Origin of the sequence: Lichenibacterium ramalinae (assembly GCF_004137085.1) — a bacterium.
Taxonomy (GTDB): domain Bacteria; phylum Pseudomonadota; class Alphaproteobacteria; order Rhizobiales; family Beijerinckiaceae; genus Lichenihabitans; species Lichenihabitans ramalinae.
The window spans coordinates 1-16,808 of sequence record NZ_QYBC01000004.1; the positions used below are offsets into that span (position 1 = coordinate 1).

The following is a 16,808-nucleotide window of genomic DNA, read 5'->3' on the forward strand; positions in this document are numbered from 1 at the left end:
CTCAAGGGCGACAGGCTTGTCGAGGTCGTCATGGGTCATTGGTCCGTGACGGCGAAGGGCGAGAAGGAGGCCCTGAAATGGTCCTGATGAGCGTTCGGGCACCCCGAACGATCAGCCCAAAACGTTCGGGGCGTTCGGGCCCGAACACAGCCCCGAACGACTCGCCCTTAAATCGTTGAAATTGCAAGCGTTCTGGCCCGAACGCACCCCGAACGAAAGCCCCATATCGTTCGGGTGTTCGGCCTCTCTCCTCTCTTAGGAGAGGGCCGACCCCGAACGGGCCGAACAGATTGCCGAACGGAGAGCCCGAATGACCACGTCCAACATCGCCACTGCCATCAACGCCGCGCACGACAAGGTCGAGACCGCCAAGCGCGAAGGGACCAAGTACGCCATGGAAGCCGGCCGCCTTCTCGTCGAGGCGAAGGCCACGGTCGCCCATGGCGCATGGGATGACTGGCTTAAGGCGAACGTCAGGTTCAGCCCAAGGACGGCGCAGCTCTACATGAAGCTGGCTCGTGTCGCGGAAGGCGATCCGGCAAAAGCGCAACGCGTTGCGGATTTGAGCCTGAGGGAAGCGACTCGGTCCGTCGCGGAAAGCAGGAAACCTAAGCAGGGCCTCACCGCCGACGGGCGGCACAAGGCCAACCTTCTCATCGAGGCGTGGCGCGAGGCTGGAGCCGATACCAAGCGTGAGATCGTCCAAGAGATCCACGACCGTGGCGACATCGATCTCAGTCAGTACAAGGGTCTCATTCAGGCCGTCGATGAAGAGAGCGCGGCTCAGCGGGTTGTCGGTTGGATCCACGATAAGTGCGGGATGGAAGGGATTCGTCGTTTCGACGCGGCACTAAAGGTCGGCTGCACGCCGCGCATGATCGCCTTGGCCATGAAGGCCGAACTGGCGAAGCGCAAGGCTTAGCTGCCCGTGTTCGTTATGTCGTCGCTGCGCGAATTGCGCGTTCTGCGCGTCTTGCGCGCGACCTTCACGCCCTCAACGACCGGGCGCATCGTCCGGGTATGGACACCTCGCTCACCCCCCACAACCCCGGCCCCGCTCTCGCCCGCATCGAGCCAACACGGACCGGCTACGTGATCGACTGCCGCGGCCCGCACGGCGCCCGGCATTACGACCTCGCTTCGGTGGCTGAGGCCGCCGAGTTCGCCAGGATTCTCCGGGACCAGGGCGGCTGGGCACTCCGGTTCGGCCCTCGTGCCGGTGAGGTTCGTGACCTGGTCGAGGAGCTGGACCTTGCCGGCGTGTAGCCCGTCAGAAGGCCCGGGGAAGGCCATGCGTCACGCCTTCGTCGGGATGCCTCTCTCAAAGGAATGCCTGTCAGCGTCCGCTGGAGGGCCAGGATGGGGCGTTCTGCGGGGTGGCTCGACGGGTTCAGGGTCCTTCCCCAGGGGGCCGGCGACTGCGGGTACGAAAGCACGCAATGGGTCACCAGTTGCAGACCGATTTAGGAGCCTTGACCCGGCCCGCTCCTTGACCGCCGAGCCCGTTCGTCAAACCGAACGGGATCCCCTTTCTCCCTCTACGAACCCCCACTCCGAACCCAGTCCGACGAGCCCCCTGCACAGCGCCGACGACTTGACCGAAGCCTTGACTGTAGGCCTTGACCAGGAGGTCGCGTGATCCTCGAAAGCAAAAGCGATTTCGCCCGCCGGCTCGGCGTCTCGAAGCAGTGCGTCAGCGACTACGTTTCCCGCCGGAAGCTCGACGGCGCCGCCCTCGTCACCCAGGGCAAGGCGGTCCTGGTCGACGTCGAAGTCGCCCTCGGCCAGCTCAAGCGCCGCCTCGATCCCGACCAGCGGATCTCCGGGAATGCCAAAGCAAATCTCCGCCCTCCGGCCGCCCCCGCTCCAGTCGCCACCGGCGACCAGCTGTGGGCGGTTCTCTATCAGGTCCCCGGCATCGCGGCCTGGGATGCCGCTGCCGCCGGCGGCGACCTCCAGCGGTGCTTCGACGCCGCCGCCAACCTTCGGCTCAACATCACCGGTGAGCTGCACCTCCGGTTCGGCGCGGTGCTGCCCGGCGACTTCGAGCACATCGACTGGCCCGGTCTCGCCGAAGACTACGAGATGGCCTTCGTCGATCCGCTCGAGATGCTCGCCGACTGGAACCGCCGGCGTCTCGCCCCCTCTGACCTCTGATCCCGGAGCCCACATGCCCAAGCCCGCCGAACAGCCTCCCGAACCCCGCACCTCCTCCACCGTCGCGGCCGAAATCACCGCCCAGGCGGACGCCCGCCGGGCCGCTGAGGCCGAACTCGACCGCCTCACCGCCGCCCGCCCGGCCATGCTCCTCGACCTCTCGGCGAAGGGTGACGCCGCCCTCGACGCCCATGACATCGCGACTGGCCGCCAGCGCCGGGTGATCGAGCGTTCCGACGCCGTCGTGACCGTCCTCGAGACCGAGCTGGCGCAGTTCCGAGTCGACGAGGACCAGGCCGCCCGGGTCGCGCTCTACGCTGAGGGCCAGGCCGCCGCGTCCGAGGTCGCCGACCTCGTGCTGAACGACTATCCCGACGCGGCCCGGGCCGTGGTCGACGTGCTGATGCGGATCGCCGAGGCAGGGTCCACCGTGGCGCAGGCCAACGCCAACCTCCCGGCCGGCGCCGTCCCCCTGAGGCCGGAAAGCTTCCGGAACAACAAGTCATGGGTCGCCGATCTCCCCGCCCTCGCGGCGAGTGTGGTGCTCCCGGCGGCGCGCGCCTCCGAGGCCTCGATCTGGCCCATGGTCAGCCGCTCGGTGCCTTACGACCCGGGTGCGGCTCGACGCCAGCGGGAGTGGGAGCGCGACGAGCGTGAACGGCAGACCAACGCCGTACCGGTCACGGAGCCCGTCCCGAAGATGATCACGACCGTCCTGGCCACCGACGCATTTGACCGCCCGGACATCACCGTCTCCCACCCCGACCTCGACGCCTGGCACCGCGAGCGTGACGCCCGCGAAGAGCGCAAGGAGCGCGAGCGCCGGTCCCGAACCTTTTCCAACGTCTAGAGGCCGCCCCATGAGCAAATTCGCCACTCGCCCCCGCCCCGTCCTGATGATGCCGACGGGTGCCCCGCCCGTCCCGGCCGCCGCCCCCGCAGCGCCCGTCTCCCTCGGCCCGACCGATCTCGACGGCGCCATGGCCTCCCTCGACGCCTTCCATCGCGCCAACGGCCTCCCGCCCATCGCGGCCCGGAACGCGAAGGCACCCCCGATCCGCGTCCCCGCGCCGATGCCGGTCAACGGGTCGACGGTTGGGATCCCCAGCCTGACCTACGAGCAGCAGATGCAGGCCGGCGCCGAAGCCGCTCGCCGCCATCTCCACCCCGAGGCCATGACCATCGAGCAGCAGGCCCTGAGGGCCCAGGCTGTCCGGGCCGAGCGGGTGCAGGAGGAGGACCGGCGCGCCACGAAGGCGAAGGCCGAGCGCCAGGCCGGCGCAGAGGCGGCCCGTAGCCTTCTGGGCAGGTAGCCCAATCGAATTCGGCGGCTTCGGCCGCCGTCCATGATGCGGGGCAACTCCAGAGGGCGACGCCGGCCCGTCCGACAGCAGAAAGGCGACCTCCGTGCCCCGTGATCGCATGTACGGACAAGGTCGTCGCGGCCGGCAACTTCAACTGAGGACTCGATGAAAACTGTCGTTCTCCCCATCACCATCCACGCCCCGAGCGCCGCCTACACGCCCAACCGCTACGGCTTCGGCGGCCTGGAGGAGCGCGGCACCTTGGACGTCACCGAGCACCCCGCCGGCTCGCCCGTCACCCTGGACGACGTCGAGGCCGAGCGCGCCCTGGCCCGGTTCGGCGGCGAGGAGATCGACCCTGACACGGGCGCCATCATTCGCACCGTCCACCCGCCCCAGACCGCCGAGGACGCATCCCGCGCGGCGCACATCCCGAGCCGCTGAAAGGTCTCCAGACAATGCCCGAAGCCGCTACATCCTGTTCGTCATCGGTGCCGGCGCGCTCTTCCACCTGCTCGCCCCGGGCGCCCTCGACGAGCAGGTGCCCCCGAAGCGCTGGGTCAAGATCGGGGCGTGGGTCGGCATCGGCGTGCTGCTGGCGATCACGCTGACCGAGCTGCACGACATCGAGGCTCTCGTGCACCGACTGGCACCGCCCCATGACCGGCAGGCAGCTCCGACGAGGTTCGACGACCTGTGAGGCTGGATGCAGCAGGGCGAGCAGCGACCGATATCGGTGCTGCTCGCTCTCCGTCGCTCACCGTGTTTCTCGTAATCTGAGATTGCGTCCGGTTGATTACGATAGCAAGTTGCTCTGGCTTCACAGGAGCTTCATCGTGGTCATCACCTATCCTCTGCTGCTCATCCTCAGCATGGCGCTCGTATCCATGGTCGCCGCCACCGCTGTCGGAAGTCTTGCCGTTAGGGCGGGCTTCCCATTGCCGATGAGCGATAAGAGGATCGGTTGCGTGGATGGCCTGAGAGGCTATCTCGCCCTCGCCGTCCTAGTCCATCACTTCGTGATCTGGATGCAGGTCACTCGATATGGCGGGGATTGGGCAGCTCCGACAATCAACGTACTCAACAACTTTGGCGCTGGTGGCGTCGCGCTGTTTTTCATGACGACAGGCTTGGTGTTTTATCCGAGAATATTGGCGGGCTTTCGAAGAACGTCTTGGTTTGCGACATATACGACCCGTATATTTCGGATTATCCCACTCGTGATAGTGTCCGTCGCGCTTGTAACCTTCATCATTGTGGGGCGGACTGGATCCCATCCTGGCATAGACTTCATAAAAGATGCTTTTGCTTGGGTTTCCAGCTGGAGGCAGGTCCCCCTATTGGGGTATCAAGATAGTGGTCGGATCGACGCGTACGTTCTCTGGTCGCTGTGGTTCGAGTGGGTCTTCTACATCCTCGTGCTGCCTGCTTGCGCCCTGGTCATGGACATCATCCGAGATCGGGCGCCAAGCTGGATCGTCCCTGTCTCGTTGCTCGTCATCAGTGTATCGATCCGACAGACTCACTTCATGAGGGACTTGCCGCAGTACCTGCCTCTTTTCGCCGTTGCTATGATTGCATATGAAGCTCAGCAACGCGCGTGGTTGAGACGCGCCCTGCAAACCCCGGCTGCTGCAGTGTTCGCCTGTTTCGCCCTCGTCTTGGGGCTGACGACGTCGCCAGCTCCCTACGGCATCCCACAGATGGCCTGCATAGGCTTCTTCTTTACGGTTGTCGCATGCGGAAATGGGTTCGCCGGTATCCTGCGGACCCGAGGCGCCCTTGCACTCGGCGAATGCTCTTACGGGATCTATCTACTCCACGGTATAATGCTGAGTCTTTTGTTCGTGGACGGTTCCTGGTTGATACATAGCGTATCAGTTGAGACCGATTTCTTCCTGATGCCGCTGGCCGCACTAACGATTTCGGTCCTGACACCGTTGACCTTCGTTCTCGTGGAGAGGCCCATGATCCGGATGGGCTCTCGCCTCGCTCGGCTGGCAACCGGACGCTATGTGCGGCCGTCGGCACCACAAGTGGAAGTGGCACCCTAGCATCGATGAGACTGCTCTCGATTCGAGAGCTAACGCGAATATGCCGAAGGCGAAAGCTCTCTACGTCTCGCCCAGCCGTGAGCAACGGTTCCTCCGGGCAAGAATTCAAAAGACCGCAGTCGTGGCAACGACCTTTCGGAAAAACCCTGCGGCCGAGCGCCCATTTATATGGGATCTGTATTTGATCAACATCGTCGCTCGGCCGTTGGGCAGCACTGCTGCCAGCACGAACAGCGTGGCCAGGCCTAGCTTGTTCTTGGCCTTTAGGCGCTCGTCGGTGAGCCGCACGAGGAGCGACACGAGGCAGGACAGCGACGGGCGGCGGCCCGAGACGACGTCGAGGTAGAATTTTCGCTCACGCGTCACGAAGACGTCGTGCGGGTCGAAGAGGTCACCCTCCCAGCCCAGGCGACGCGCGACGACCTTGAGGTGCTCCATACGCTTGATGAAGCGCTCGACGTTGTTGCGGATGCCGACGGCGTCGGACTTATGGACCGTGTTGGCGACATTGCGCCCGTGCACGCGGTAGCAGCCGAGCTCCTCCGACACGCTCACGACGTCGCCTGTGAAGGGCGCGGCATAGAGGAGCACGCCGTCGACGGAACGCTCGTAGTCGATCTCCCGGATAAGGTCGGCGACGTCCCGCCGGAACACGTTGCCGGACGTCGGCGGGCTCCGGTACACCCCGGTCTTGGCGACGCGGTCGGCGAGCGCCTCCCGTTCCCGGTAGTCGTCGAGGGCCGGCACAGCCCCGCTGATCCATTCGCCTCGGGCATCGATGCGGGTCAGGGCGAACTGGAGCTTGGCGACCTCCGGGTCGAGCCGCGACAGGATCGCATCGAGGGCTCCGGGCTTCAGCTTGTCGTCGGCGTCGAGAAACAGCACGTGCGGTGCGGTCGTGAGGTCGAGCCCGGCGACACAGGCGCCGATCGCGCCGCCGTTGGACATCCTCACGGCGCGCACGCCGGCGTCGCTGATGACGCCCCAGGACCCGTCCGTCGAGCCGTCGTCGATGACGATAAGCTCGCAGTCGTCGCGCAGTTGCGAGGTCACGCTGGCTATCGCCTCGCCGACATAGTCCCCATAGTTGTAGCATGGGACAATGATGGCGAGCTTAATGGTTTGGGTCATCAAAATTACTCGGCTCTCGTGAACGCGCTCTCAGACATTAATTATTTTTTGAATTATGCAGCTCGGCCTATGTTTGGCAAGCGTCCCGCTGATCAGCTGAACGACTGGCAGGCGTTCAGAACGCTTCGGGTTGCTGCGGAATGCTGCGGAATGCTGCGGTTTGTTGCGCTCATACTTGTGCACCCGCAGTACGGTTACAGCTTCGATCCCCGTCTTCAGCCCTCGTCGACCTTCTCCCCCCCCAAACGGGGGGGGGTCCCCACCGTTTAGCAAGGGGTCTTTGCGGTGAGGCTGGGATCGAAGGCCGATCGGTTTTTCAGCATGGCGCAACGTCCGACAGCCTGGACGGCCCGTCAATGTGACTGGGCGACCGCACCAGCCTTCCGAGCCCGCCGGCCCCGGGCCGCGCGGGTTTTCGTGGATGCATCTTGACGCTCCGAAGCCCGGCCTGCCTCGCGCAGCGCCGGGCTTTTCGCGTTTCAGCCGACCCGGCCGGCAGTCATGCCCTGTGGCGTCTTCCTTTCGTCACAGGGCTCGCACATAGGGACGACGTGCCTTCGGGCGCACGCCCACATGGGCGTTTCCTCCCAAGACTTGGGCCGCCCTCCGGGCGGCTTTTTTGTTTTAATCGACGCCCGAGAGCGTGACCTACCTCTCCCCCAACCGCCTCGTCACCTGCTCCGGCCGCGTCGCCTTGTCCTCGGCCGTCGCGATGTCCTGCACTGCCCGGGCCGCCATCTGGACGACCTCGCCGACCACCGGGGAGCCGGCGTCGCGCGCCTTCCAGACCAGCCCGCGGAGGGCTACGACGAACTGCTGCCCTGGAACTGGAAGGCCAGCCGACCCGACGCAGCCCTGGCTCAGGCGGCCTGACGGGGCACCCACGAGCTCCTAAAGGCCGACATCACGCGGCAGCCCTGACCTGCGGTGCTGGCCGGATGCTTACGTACTTAGCTTCCTCAATGACGGCGAAAGCCTCAGGACGACCCCCAATCCCAAGCATGTGATGGCCGTCGGATGCGCGCCGCAGAACCGCGACGGAGGTTTGTACGCTATCAGCCAGAAAGGCCAGCGCGCCCAGCGACAATATCAGCAGCATCGACCACGTGACCTCCATGTGATGGATCGGCGCTTCAACGACGCTCAACAGGCCAAATCCAATCATAGACGCGCAGTTTTCATATATGTTGTAGAACATGACCGGTCTCCGGCATTCAGGGCAACCTGTCAGTTGGGCATGCTGTACGACTGGTGCCGGAGTCTGATGGCGGTATATCTTTTCATACAAGTAGGTAGGCGGGCCAGGGCAACGCGACGCGATATGACCCAATCGTCGAACGTGGCCACGAGACACAGGAATTTGAACAGCAGCGCTCCAACGAGAGCTACCATGTACATCGTAGCGAGAAGCGTGAGTGCCGCAGTCACGGAAAGCAGCCCCAAACCTGGTATTGGTCGAGGCGTATCTGTGTCAGTCTGAGGCGATTTCGAAACGAAGCGTTGCATGGTGAACCAAACCTTAAGGAGATCACCGAACCCTGCAACGTGAGTGCCGATGGGTTTGGGGGTCCGCTCTGAACGGTCTGTACGTTCGTCCGGCCCGAGCTTACTCGGCCATCACCGCCATGGTCCGAGATCACGCCGCCGGCTTGACGCGAATCGACGCCGACCCGATCGACCCCGCCCAGATCGACAACCGCCACCATCATAGCGGTCAGACGCGAGTGTCGGCTCGATGTGGCCATAGGACGAAGCTTGGGATCCGGGCGGGGCCATGGCGGTCGCGAGAATGTTCCGACCGTTGATGGCCGGTGTGCTGGAACAGAAAGAGATGCTGGCGCGGTTGTACGATCCGGACGTGCTGCCGATGCCTAAGGTGGATGGGCAGGGGTGAAACAGCCCGCAGGCGCCGCGGGAACGGACAGCAGGGCGGGGAGCGCGGAGGCGGCTTGAGCCGACCTCCATGTTATCACCGCCGATGGCTCGTTTAGCTTTGAAAGGTGCGCTTCGTTATTTCGATAATGGCTCGCCCTCTACCCTTCTGCACCTCTCGCGGCAGTAGCAGAATGTCTCCATAAGCCGCTCTGATAGCGCCGTTCGGATCTGGGAGCTGTAAGAGCCATTGTGGTTCGACGGCCGCCAGCCAAGTAATGAAGATGCCGCAGAAGTCAGAGTCAAAGCTAAGTGTTCTGGCGTTCATGCAGGCTCTAAATAGGAAAAATACGTTCTGATCGTCAGTGAAATAAATGGATTGGTGAGCATTGGACGAATGTTTAAAATGATTGTAAGGCTCTCGGATTTTATTCCTGATCTCTTCCCAGAATTCGGGCTTGATGTGGTTTCTAAATGCCGCCCACATCGACTCCTGACCTGCAGCCGTACAACAGCCATCCAGTGCCTCGCCGGCAGCGTTCGCCAATGTGTGGACTGAAATCGGGTCTTTGTCCTCGAAATACAACCAGATGGCTGTTTCGAGCTGCGCTATGGCAGCATGCTCCTTGGACACCATCATTCCAGAGACTTTCGCTTTGCGTAAGAAAGCCCGGCCAATACCTCAGAGAACCAAGGCCGGTGTGAAGGTACCCTGATTTTCATGTCAGCGAGCGCGCTGTCCTGCAGCCTCGGAGTGAGCCGAAGTATGAGGTTGGAAAAGCGCTCGAACTCTTCTCGCTCGGCCTTGCTGGCCGGATCTTTCCTCTCCTCCGGCGTCTGCCGCTTGTAGTTTACAATAGTCGGAGTTAACGCCCCGATCAGCTCGTCGACGTACCGCTCCGTTCTTCCCCCGAAGAAGGTTTTCAGACGGACCAAGTTGTATCGCGTCATTCCCAGTGGCGCATGGTGGCCGTCATGCTGCTGGATTACCTCGTTGAGGTCATGGAGCACGACATCCAAGATCTTGTCACGCCGCTCATAGAGGTCGAGCTTTAGCTTTTCACTGGCTGTGACCCACTGGCGGCGGGCAAGCCAAAAGGCGCCGATACCCAGGAACACAGTGGCGCCGAACTGTGCGACGGGAAGCCAGACTGCGGGGCCGTGAGCCACTTTCTCGAAATCCTTCTACGTGTCGCCCTGCATGGAGCAGCTTACTAAGTTCTTTTCTTTTTTCCTCTTCCGCCTGATCGCAAGGACTGCTCGACCACGCCAGGAGCTGCTGTCACAAACGTTTCAGCTTTGACGTTAGGTAATTTGTGCAGCAGACTGGTGACGGTTACACCTTTCTCTCTGGCTTCTAACATCAAATTGCTGAGTAGATCTCCTGAGATGGTTGCGCCTTCATCGGCCATGATCATTGTGCTCAGATGGAACGAGGCTTCGTCTTCGTTTTGAACTGGTATCCCGTACTGAATAACTGACGGCAATGCATCATCATTTAGATAATCACCCATGCCTGGAGTAGAGTAGCGCAACTTGACTAAATTCGGATTTGCCCTTGATGCCTCCAGCATGACTATGTCGTGGTCGCTCAGCGTAATATGGAAATCGTTAAACCTTATGAAGGCTTGGTGATTAACTCGCATCTTAAAGTGGTAGTGCGGAAGACGCGAGCTTTCCTCGGCGCTGGGATGTCCCATGTAGTCGCCCTCGCCGCAAGAGAACGACCAATCATATCCTTTGTGGCGGATCGTCACTTCGACGAGCTTGCCCGACCCCTCATCTGATATGTCGTTTACGTTGGCAATGAATACTTCCTGATTTGCTACTGCCCTGAGCCAGGACTGAATATGCAGCATACCAAAACGCTCAGTGATTGCTGGGAAATCCCATTTAGTGAAACCAACAGGTCGAAGAAGCCAATGAATGCAAGGTTCGTCTCGCACGAATGTGGTCAGAGGCGCGCCGCATAAGGAGCAAATACCTTGAGCGTATGCCTCCAGGAAATGCTGGTTCTCTCGATCTGACTCTGCAAATTCCTGTGCATTAGCCTCCGCACGGGTCTCTTCGGACGCCTCGGCCACAAACTTGGCTAGCTCGCGTCCTCGCTCTCGAGCTTCCTCACCTGCCATTGTCAGTTCGCCCCCTCGGGATCTTCTCGATGCGCCAGGTAGCCAAGGCCGGCGAGCCAATTGCGGAACGGCCGATCAAGAAGCGCCCGCACCGCCCCCGCCCCCGCCCCCGCCCCCGCCAGCCGCGCCCCCGTCGACGCCTGCGGTCAAGCCTGAATAACCGCCGGTAGCCAAGCCGGTCGGCCCTCTTACCTCGGTTGGGGTCGGCTCGCCGCTGACGACCGTGGGGGCGTCGCGGAACATCCGCCATGCGAACATGGCGATGCAAACGACGACGAAGGCAACTCCGGTGAGGACGTAGCTCATGGCGCGGTGTTCTCGCTTCAGCCGGTCCCGTCGATGTGGTCGGGCGAGTCGGCGCTGGCTGGGAGGTAGCCCTTGGCGCGGAGGTGGTCGACGAGGGCGAGGCGGATGGCCTCAGGGCGGGAAGGGCTAAGCATCAGGACTGATCCTCGCGGAACCGAGGGCCGTCGGCCACGATCTCGACACCGGCCAGCTCGAGTGCTCGCCGGATCGAAGCTTCTTGTTCGTCAGTCAGCCAAGCCGGACCATCACTGCTCTCGATGGCCGTGACCAAGTCCTCTGTGAGGTGAACATTACGGCTGAATTTCGTCCGGCCCCATCCGAGAACTGTTCGGGCTTTGCGGACCTGGAGGCCGGTGAGCATCAGACCTCACTCCTCCGCAGCCTGACCCCATCCGGCCCGAACTCGACGCCGAGCGCTTCAAGAGTCTCTCGGATCGTTCTCATGTGCGCGTCGGCGATGGGCTGCTTCATGTTCGCAGCTTCCGCTCGTTTGACAGTGGCCGGTCTCAGGATCCCGGTCATCGTCGCTAGTTGGCTGGGCGACAGTCCCAAGAGGCTACGGGCCTCTTTGATCTGGCGACCGGTGAGCATGTCAGGACCTGGCTGCCGGCTGAGTGAAGGATCGGATACCCTCCAGCCTCACATGCTGCTCGAACACGTCATAGGCCTCCTGTGCCGTGGCGAACGTGCTGTCCCAGCACGTCGATCCGCCAAGGTGGTCCTCAATCTCCAGCGTCCAACGCAGATCTTCGGACGGTACGCGATAGATTAGCACCCGAACCGTCACTCCCGTCCGCGTCACCTGCCGGCCGAGCGGCGAGTACTCGATTTCCGGGAGATCTTCGAAGCCGGGCAGGTCCATGTTAGTTCGCCATCACCAGGGCCACAGCGAGGACGCCCAGCACTCCACCGAGCACCATGTAGGCGCCCAGCAACATGGCGATGCGGCTGTCGTCACGCGCGTGCTGCCGGCGTGCGGCCGCTTCAGCCTCGCGGCGTTCGACGTCCTGGGCGCGCCAGGTCTCGTACCAATCGTGGAAGGGCCCCCGCAGTGGAGCGTCCTGATGCGTCATGACGGATCGCTGACAGCCGGCAGATAGCCCTTAGCCCGGAGGTGGTCGGCCAGGGCGCGCCGGACGGCTTCGGGCCTTCGCGGTTCGGGCATGTCTTCCGCCGCCGCCCAGGCATCAAGAGCTTCGATCACGGGCCGCTCGACACGAGCCCGCAGCTGTTCGCTGTCGACCGACGGCCGACCACGCGAAGATTTTTTAGGCTCATGAATTGACATGAGGAAATTATAGGCTCATTTAAAGCGGGCCGCAACGGTGTGTCACCACCGAAACGGCCCTGACCACCCCGGAACGTGAGAATTCCGCAATGGCTATCCACGCCCATAGCACACCCGTGCCCGCGCCACAGCGGGGCTTATTACGGGCCACCCTCGTCGCCCAGCCTTGGCCCCTGGCCGCTCCCGAGAACACCGCCGCCCAGCCCTGCAACTCCAGTGACTTGGCACCGGAAGAGGCCCTGGCGAGCATCGACGTCGCGGCCTTATTACCCGCGCCTCTCCCGTCCCTGACCTCGGCCTTCTCGCGGCGCCGGGCGATCTTCGGGGCTGTGGTCCTCGCGGCGGCTCCGGTGGCTCTCCCGGCGGCTCAGGCTGCATCCATCCTGTCGGCGAATGATCGTCGCCTCGTCGACCTGGCCGATGCCATGTGGGCCATCCACGATGCCGCCGAGGCTCACATTGTCGAACACTTCGAGCGCGAGACGGATAAGAGCGAGGCCGAGTTTTCTGCCCTGACGAGCAGCTACAGCCCTGTGGAGGACGAGCTTGCGGCGACGCCGGCCGCCTCGATGCAGGGCGCACTGGCCAAAGCCAGGGCCTGCCAGGTCCCGACGCTGCGCGACGTCGACGGAGGTCCTGTCGCGCTGTCGCTGGCCGATGACCTATATCGCCTGCACGCTGTGGGGAGGCTCACCCATGGCTGATCGTCGCTCGTTCCTGCGGGGTCTCGTACTCCTGCCGCTGATCGGCGGCTCCATCGCCATCCTCGGCCAGCCCACGGCCGCGGCCGTGCCGGCGGACTTCGACCCGGCGGCCTTCCTCTCCGACCTCAGAGCGGCCGGTTACGACGTCACAGCCTGCCGGGGCGTGCCACGTGGAGGCGGAGCGGCTCCGTCGCCGAGCTACTTCATCACGCCGACGGGGGGCAGTGGGTTCGGTGAGGTCTACCTAGCTGTCATGGTGAAGTGGACCGCCGCCATGAATGCCTGTCCCGACCATGTCGAGCGCGTGGTGGCCCATGTGTTCGAAGACAACCAGGTGGCGGCCGAGAGGAGGCGCTTATGACCGCCCTCCAGCGCCTCACCCACGCGGCCACGTTGATCTGGTGGCTCCCCGCCATCGTCCTCCTGTTCGCCCGGCCCGCGGCGTTCCAGGTGGGCCATACCTATCGCGTCCGTCGGGCCTGTCGGTTGATGGAGGCGGGACGGCTCGACGAGGCCGACCGGCTGATCGCGCGGTTGCGGGAGGATGCGGAGCGGTATCGGCGGCGGGTCGCGGCGAGTCTGTGATGCGGCCGGGGTGCCCGTCGTACCGTTGCGCACCCCAGCCTTGAGACGGGCGTCGAACTCCGGCTCATGGCGAGGATAGCGTGATTCGGCTGTTCCGCCCGGGCGGCGTTGCGGCCTTGAAGCCAGCACCCTGGATCGGGGTTCGACGGTCTTCTGAGCGGGAAAGGGGAGAAAGCGGGTAGGGCCCTGCTGCTTCCCATGTGCTTCCCAAACCGAAAAGGCTGGGAAGCAGAAGCCTTGGCGAATGAGCGCTAAGTGCTTGTTTTCGTGATGGTGGGCGCACAAGGGCTCGAACCTTGGACCCGCTGATTAAGAGTCAGCTGCTCTACCAACTGAGCTATGCGCCCATCACGCTCGGCCGGTGCGTGCCCGGCCGATGGGTGGTGTATAGTCAGGCCGCCCGAGGCTGTAAAGCCCTTTCGTGACGGGAGGCCTGCCGCGCCGGCGGGCCGGTCCGGGCTCAGCCGAGCTTCATGGCACTCTGGGCCGAGCCGCGCTGGGCCCAGGCCTGCAGCTTGTTGAGCGCGCCGAGATAGGCGCGGGCGCAGGCCACCAGCGTGTCGGGGTCGGCGCCGCGGCCGGTGAAGGCGCGGCCCTCCACGCCGAGCCGTACCGTCACCTCCGCCTGCGCGTCGGTGCCCTCCGTCACGGCGTGGATCTGGAACAGCTCCAGTTCGGCCTCGTGCGGCTCGCAGGCCCGGATGGCGTTGAAGATCGCGTCCACGGGGCCGTTACCCGTGGCCTGTGTGGTGCGGTGCGTGCCGTCCACCGCCACCGTCAGGGTCGCCGATTGCGGCCCGGCGGTGCCCGCCACCACGATGAGGGCTTCGAGCATCACGCGCTCGTTGGCGCTGCCGATCTCCTCGTCCACGATGGCGACGATGTCCTCGTCGTAGACGTGCTTCTTGCGGTCCGCGAGGTCCTTGAAGCGCTTGAAGGCGTCCTGCAGGGCGTTGTCGCCCAAGGCGTAGCCGAGCTCGCGCAGCTTGTCCTTGAAGGCGGCACGGCCCGAATGCTTGCCCATCACCAGCGAGGTCTTGGACACGCCGACGCTTCCGGGCGTCATGATCTCGTAGGTCTCGGCATTCTTCAACATGCCGTCCTGGTGGATGCCGCTCTCGTGCGCGAAGGCGTTCCGGCCCACGATCGCCTTGTTGTACTGCACCGGGAACGACGTCACGGCCGACAGGCGCTTGGACGCCCGCGTCAGCATGGTGGCGTCGATGCCGGTCGTGTAGGGCAGCACGTCGCGGCGGGTGCGGATCGCCATGACCACCTCCTCGAGGGCGGCGTTGCCGGCGCGCTCGCCGATGCCGTTAATGGTGCATTCGACCTGGCGGGCGCCGCCTTCGATGCCGGCCAGGGTGTTGGCGACCGCGAGGCCGAGGTCGTCGTGGCAGTGGACCGAGAACACCGCCCTGTCGGCGCCCGGGACCCGCTCGCGGACGTCGCGGAACATCGCCATGTATTCGGCCGGGGTGGCGTAGCCCACCGTGTCGGGCAGGTTGATCGTGGTGGCGCCGGCCTTGATGGCGGCCTCGACGCAGCGGCACAGGTAGTCGAGGGGCGTGCGGGTGGCGTCCATCGCCGACCACTCGACGTCCTCGACGAGGCCGCGCGCCTGCGTGACAGTGCGGGCGATGATCTCCAGCACCTCGTCCTCGGACTTGCGCATCTGGTGCGCCAGGTGGATCGGCGAGGTCGACACGAAGGTGTGGATGCGCGGGCGCTTGGCGTGGCGCACGGCGGCACCGGCGCGGGCGATGTCGCCCTCGATGGCCCGGGCCAAGCCCGCCACGGTGGCGCGCGACACGCGCCGGGCGATCTCCGACACGGCCTCGAAGTCGCCTTCCGACGCGATGGGGAACCCGGCCTCGATGATGTCGACACCCATCTCGTCGAGCAGGCCGGCGACCTCGACCTTGTCCTCGAAGGTCATGGTGGCGCCGGGGCATTGCTCGCCGTCGCGCAACGTCGTGTCGAAGATCAGGACGCGGTCGGCCTGGGACGGAACTTGGGTCATGGGGGGAGTCCTGGATGGGAGGCGCTGGTCGCGCGGCGTCGCCGAGAGGGGAGAGATGAAGCACGATCCCCTGAGCGCCCAGGCCCGAAGCCCGGCCGGCCCTCAGGGGCGGCTAAGGAGAAGCAGGGCGAGCGAAAGGGCGGCAGCGCCGCGCGCACCGTGGGGTCGGGTCAGCTTGTGAGCGGAATCCGCCACGCCGTTCCTCGATCGATCCCGGACCCGCATATCGACAGGGCCCATGGCGCCTGGATAGGCCGCACGGCGGCGAAGATCAAGCCCACGATCGCGACGGTCGAGGCGCGGCCGCCCCTGCGACGGTGGCGGCAACGGAAAAGCCCGGGCGCGAGGCCCGGGCTCTGTCTTCAAGATCGCCGTGGGACGGCGGTGCCGCTCAGGCGGCTTCCTCGACGTCGCCTTCTTCGGCATCCGCCTCGGCATCGGCCTCGGCTTCCGCCTTGGAGCGGCGCGGGCTCTTCTGCAGCTGCGTCTCGATCAGCTTGGCGACTTCGGAATCGGTCAGCTTCTGCACGGCCGCGATCTCGCGGGCCAGCCGGTCCAGCGCCGCCTCGTAGAGCTGCCGCTCGGAGTAGGACTGCTCGGGCTGGGCGTCCGAGCGGTACAGGTCGCGCACCACCTCGGCGACGGCGATGAGGTCGCCCGAGTTGATCTTGGCCTCGTATTCCTGGGCGCGGCGGGACCACATGGTGCGCTTGACGCGCGCCCGGCCGGCGAGCGTGTCGAGGCCCTTCTGCACCGCCTCCGGGTCGCTGAGCTTGCGCATGCCGACGGCCGCCACCTTGGGCAGCGGCACCTTGAGCTTCATCTTGTCCTTGGCGAAGGAGATGACGAAGAGCTCGAGCTTGAAGCCCGCCACCTCTTCCTCCTCGATGGCCACGATCTCGCCGACCCCGTGGGCCGGATAGACGATGAACTCGCCGGCCTTGAAGCCCTGGCGCGAGCCGGGCACCTTGGCCACCGATTTGCCGGAATCAGCTTTCACCTGTTGCCCAGCGGGCGCGGGACGGATCGACTTCGACGGGAACCCCGGGCGCGAACCCGGCGCACCGAAGGAGGACCGCGCACGAGGGGTGACCTTCTCGGCGGAAGCCGGGGCCACGTCCGCTTCGGCGGGGGAAGAAGCTGATTTCTGAGTCACGATGATCCGTTCGCTGTTGCAGGCCTGGTGCCGTCGGGCATGTCGAGATATGCGGGTCGAGCCGGGGCCGTTTTTTGGGGTCGTCAGATCCATGCA

Annotated in this window: 21 protein-coding genes and 1 tRNA gene; 11 read left to right on the forward strand and 11 right to left on the reverse strand. The window is 64.4% G+C overall.

Features of this window, described 5'->3' with window-relative positions; genetic code table 11:
• Window positions 1-310 precede the first annotated feature (310 nt).
• The 8 genes from D3272_RS05550 to D3272_RS05580 all read left to right on the forward strand — a co-directional run bounded on the left by D3272_RS05550 (window position 311) and on the right by D3272_RS05580 (window position 5,515).
• On the forward strand, window positions 311-922 hold the full coding sequence (locus D3272_RS05550; protein ID WP_129218168.1) for a DUF3102 domain-containing protein: 612 nt from the start codon (window positions 311-313) through the stop codon (window positions 920-922).
• 98 nt (window positions 923-1,020) lie between these two features.
• Window positions 1,021-1,266 (forward strand): hypothetical protein, encoded by a 246-nt coding sequence (locus D3272_RS05555; RefSeq protein WP_129218169.1) that lies wholly within the window; start codon window positions 1,021-1,023, stop codon window positions 1,264-1,266.
• Window positions 1,267-1,635: 369 nt separating this feature from the next.
• On the forward strand, window positions 1,636-2,157 hold the full coding sequence (locus D3272_RS05560) for a hypothetical protein (RefSeq protein WP_129218170.1): 522 nt from the start codon (window positions 1,636-1,638) through the stop codon (window positions 2,155-2,157).
• A gap of 13 nt (window positions 2,158-2,170) precedes the next feature.
• Window positions 2,171-3,007, forward strand: coding sequence for a hypothetical protein (locus D3272_RS05565; protein ID WP_129218171.1), 837 nt, complete (start codon window positions 2,171-2,173; stop codon window positions 3,005-3,007).
• Between the two features lie 10 nt (window positions 3,008-3,017).
• A complete protein-coding gene (locus D3272_RS05570) occupies window positions 3,018-3,470 on the forward strand; it encodes a hypothetical protein (protein WP_129218172.1) in 453 nt (150 codons plus the stop codon).
• Between the two features lie 156 nt (window positions 3,471-3,626).
• Entirely contained in the window at window positions 3,627-3,905 is a 279-nt protein-coding gene (locus D3272_RS05575) for a hypothetical protein (protein WP_129218173.1), read from the forward strand.
• 97 nt (window positions 3,906-4,002) lie between these two features.
• On the forward strand, window positions 4,003-4,161 hold the full coding sequence (locus D3272_RS27195; RefSeq protein ID WP_165361239.1) for a hypothetical protein: 159 nt from the start codon (window positions 4,003-4,005) through the stop codon (window positions 4,159-4,161).
• A 136-nt stretch (window positions 4,162-4,297) separates the two neighbouring features.
• Entirely contained in the window at window positions 4,298-5,515 is a 1,218-nt protein-coding gene (locus D3272_RS05580) for an acyltransferase family protein (protein ID WP_165361240.1), read from the forward strand.
• A gap of 105 nt (window positions 5,516-5,620) precedes the next feature.
• Here D3272_RS05580 and D3272_RS05585 read toward each other — a convergent pair whose 3' ends face one another.
• From D3272_RS05585 to D3272_RS05620, 8 genes are all read right to left on the reverse strand, one after another.
• On the reverse strand, window positions 5,621-6,646 hold the full coding sequence (locus tag D3272_RS05585; RefSeq protein WP_129218175.1) for a glycosyltransferase family 2 protein: 1,026 nt from the start codon (window positions 6,644-6,646) through the stop codon (window positions 5,621-5,623).
• A 904-nt stretch (window positions 6,647-7,550) separates the two neighbouring features.
• Window positions 7,551-7,844 (reverse strand): hypothetical protein, encoded by a 294-nt coding sequence (locus D3272_RS05590; RefSeq protein WP_129218176.1) that lies wholly within the window; start codon window positions 7,842-7,844, stop codon window positions 7,551-7,553.
• 789 nt (window positions 7,845-8,633) lie between these two features.
• Window positions 8,634-9,158, reverse strand: coding sequence for a hypothetical protein (locus D3272_RS05595; RefSeq protein ID WP_129218177.1), 525 nt, complete (start codon window positions 9,156-9,158; stop codon window positions 8,634-8,636).
• Window positions 9,155-9,688 (reverse strand): hypothetical protein, encoded by a 534-nt coding sequence (locus tag D3272_RS05600; protein ID WP_129218178.1) that lies wholly within the window; start codon window positions 9,686-9,688, stop codon window positions 9,155-9,157. Before D3272_RS05600 ends, D3272_RS05595 begins: the two co-directional genes overlap by 4 nt.
• A gap of 44 nt (window positions 9,689-9,732) precedes the next feature.
• Window positions 9,733-10,650 carry a hypothetical protein gene (locus tag D3272_RS05605; RefSeq protein WP_129218179.1) on the reverse strand — a complete coding sequence of 306 codons (918 nt, stop codon included), beginning with the start codon at window positions 10,648-10,650 and terminating at the stop codon, window positions 9,733-9,735.
• Window positions 10,651-11,089: 439 nt separating this feature from the next.
• Window positions 11,090-11,317, reverse strand: a complete 228-nt coding sequence (locus D3272_RS05610) for a hypothetical protein (protein ID WP_129218180.1) — start codon at window positions 11,315-11,317, stop codon at window positions 11,090-11,092.
• 231 nt (window positions 11,318-11,548) lie between these two features.
• The gene (locus D3272_RS05615) at window positions 11,549-11,818 is read right to left on the reverse strand and encodes a hypothetical protein (protein WP_207210131.1); all 270 of its coding nucleotides are present in this window, start codon (window positions 11,816-11,818) and stop codon (window positions 11,549-11,551) included.
• A gap of 1 nt (window position 11,819) precedes the next feature.
• On the reverse strand, window positions 11,820-12,029 hold the full coding sequence (locus D3272_RS05620) for a hypothetical protein (RefSeq protein WP_129218181.1): 210 nt from the start codon (window positions 12,027-12,029) through the stop codon (window positions 11,820-11,822).
• A 304-nt stretch (window positions 12,030-12,333) separates the two neighbouring features.
• Here D3272_RS05620 and D3272_RS05630 point away from each other — a divergent pair, with 304 nt between their 5' ends.
• The 3 genes from D3272_RS05630 to D3272_RS05640 are packed head-to-tail and all read left to right on the forward strand — an operon-like array spanning window position 12,334 to window position 13,533.
• A complete protein-coding gene (locus D3272_RS05630; RefSeq protein ID WP_129218183.1) occupies window positions 12,334-12,948 on the forward strand; it encodes a hypothetical protein in 615 nt (204 codons plus the stop codon).
• Complete coding sequence (locus D3272_RS05635; protein WP_129218184.1) at window positions 12,941-13,309, forward strand: hypothetical protein; 369 nt, start codon at window positions 12,941-12,943, stop codon at window positions 13,307-13,309. The genes D3272_RS05630 and D3272_RS05635 overlap by 8 nt, the downstream gene beginning before the upstream one ends.
• Complete coding sequence (locus D3272_RS05640; protein ID WP_129218185.1) at window positions 13,306-13,533, forward strand: hypothetical protein; 228 nt, start codon at window positions 13,306-13,308, stop codon at window positions 13,531-13,533. Before D3272_RS05635 ends, D3272_RS05640 begins: the two co-directional genes overlap by 4 nt.
• Window positions 13,534-13,804: 271 nt before the next feature.
• Here the strand turns inward: D3272_RS05640 and D3272_RS05645 are convergent.
• From D3272_RS05645 to D3272_RS05655, 3 genes are all read right to left on the reverse strand, one after another.
• Window positions 13,805-13,880, reverse strand: a tRNA-Lys gene (locus D3272_RS05645).
• A 113-nt stretch (window positions 13,881-13,993) separates the two neighbouring features.
• Complete coding sequence (locus D3272_RS05650) at window positions 13,994-15,556, reverse strand: 2-isopropylmalate synthase (protein ID WP_129218186.1); 1,563 nt, start codon at window positions 15,554-15,556, stop codon at window positions 13,994-13,996.
• A gap of 391 nt (window positions 15,557-15,947) precedes the next feature.
• Complete coding sequence (locus tag D3272_RS05655) at window positions 15,948-16,763, reverse strand: CarD family transcriptional regulator (RefSeq protein WP_245496424.1); 816 nt, start codon at window positions 16,761-16,763, stop codon at window positions 15,948-15,950.
• Window positions 16,764-16,808 lie beyond the last annotated feature (45 nt).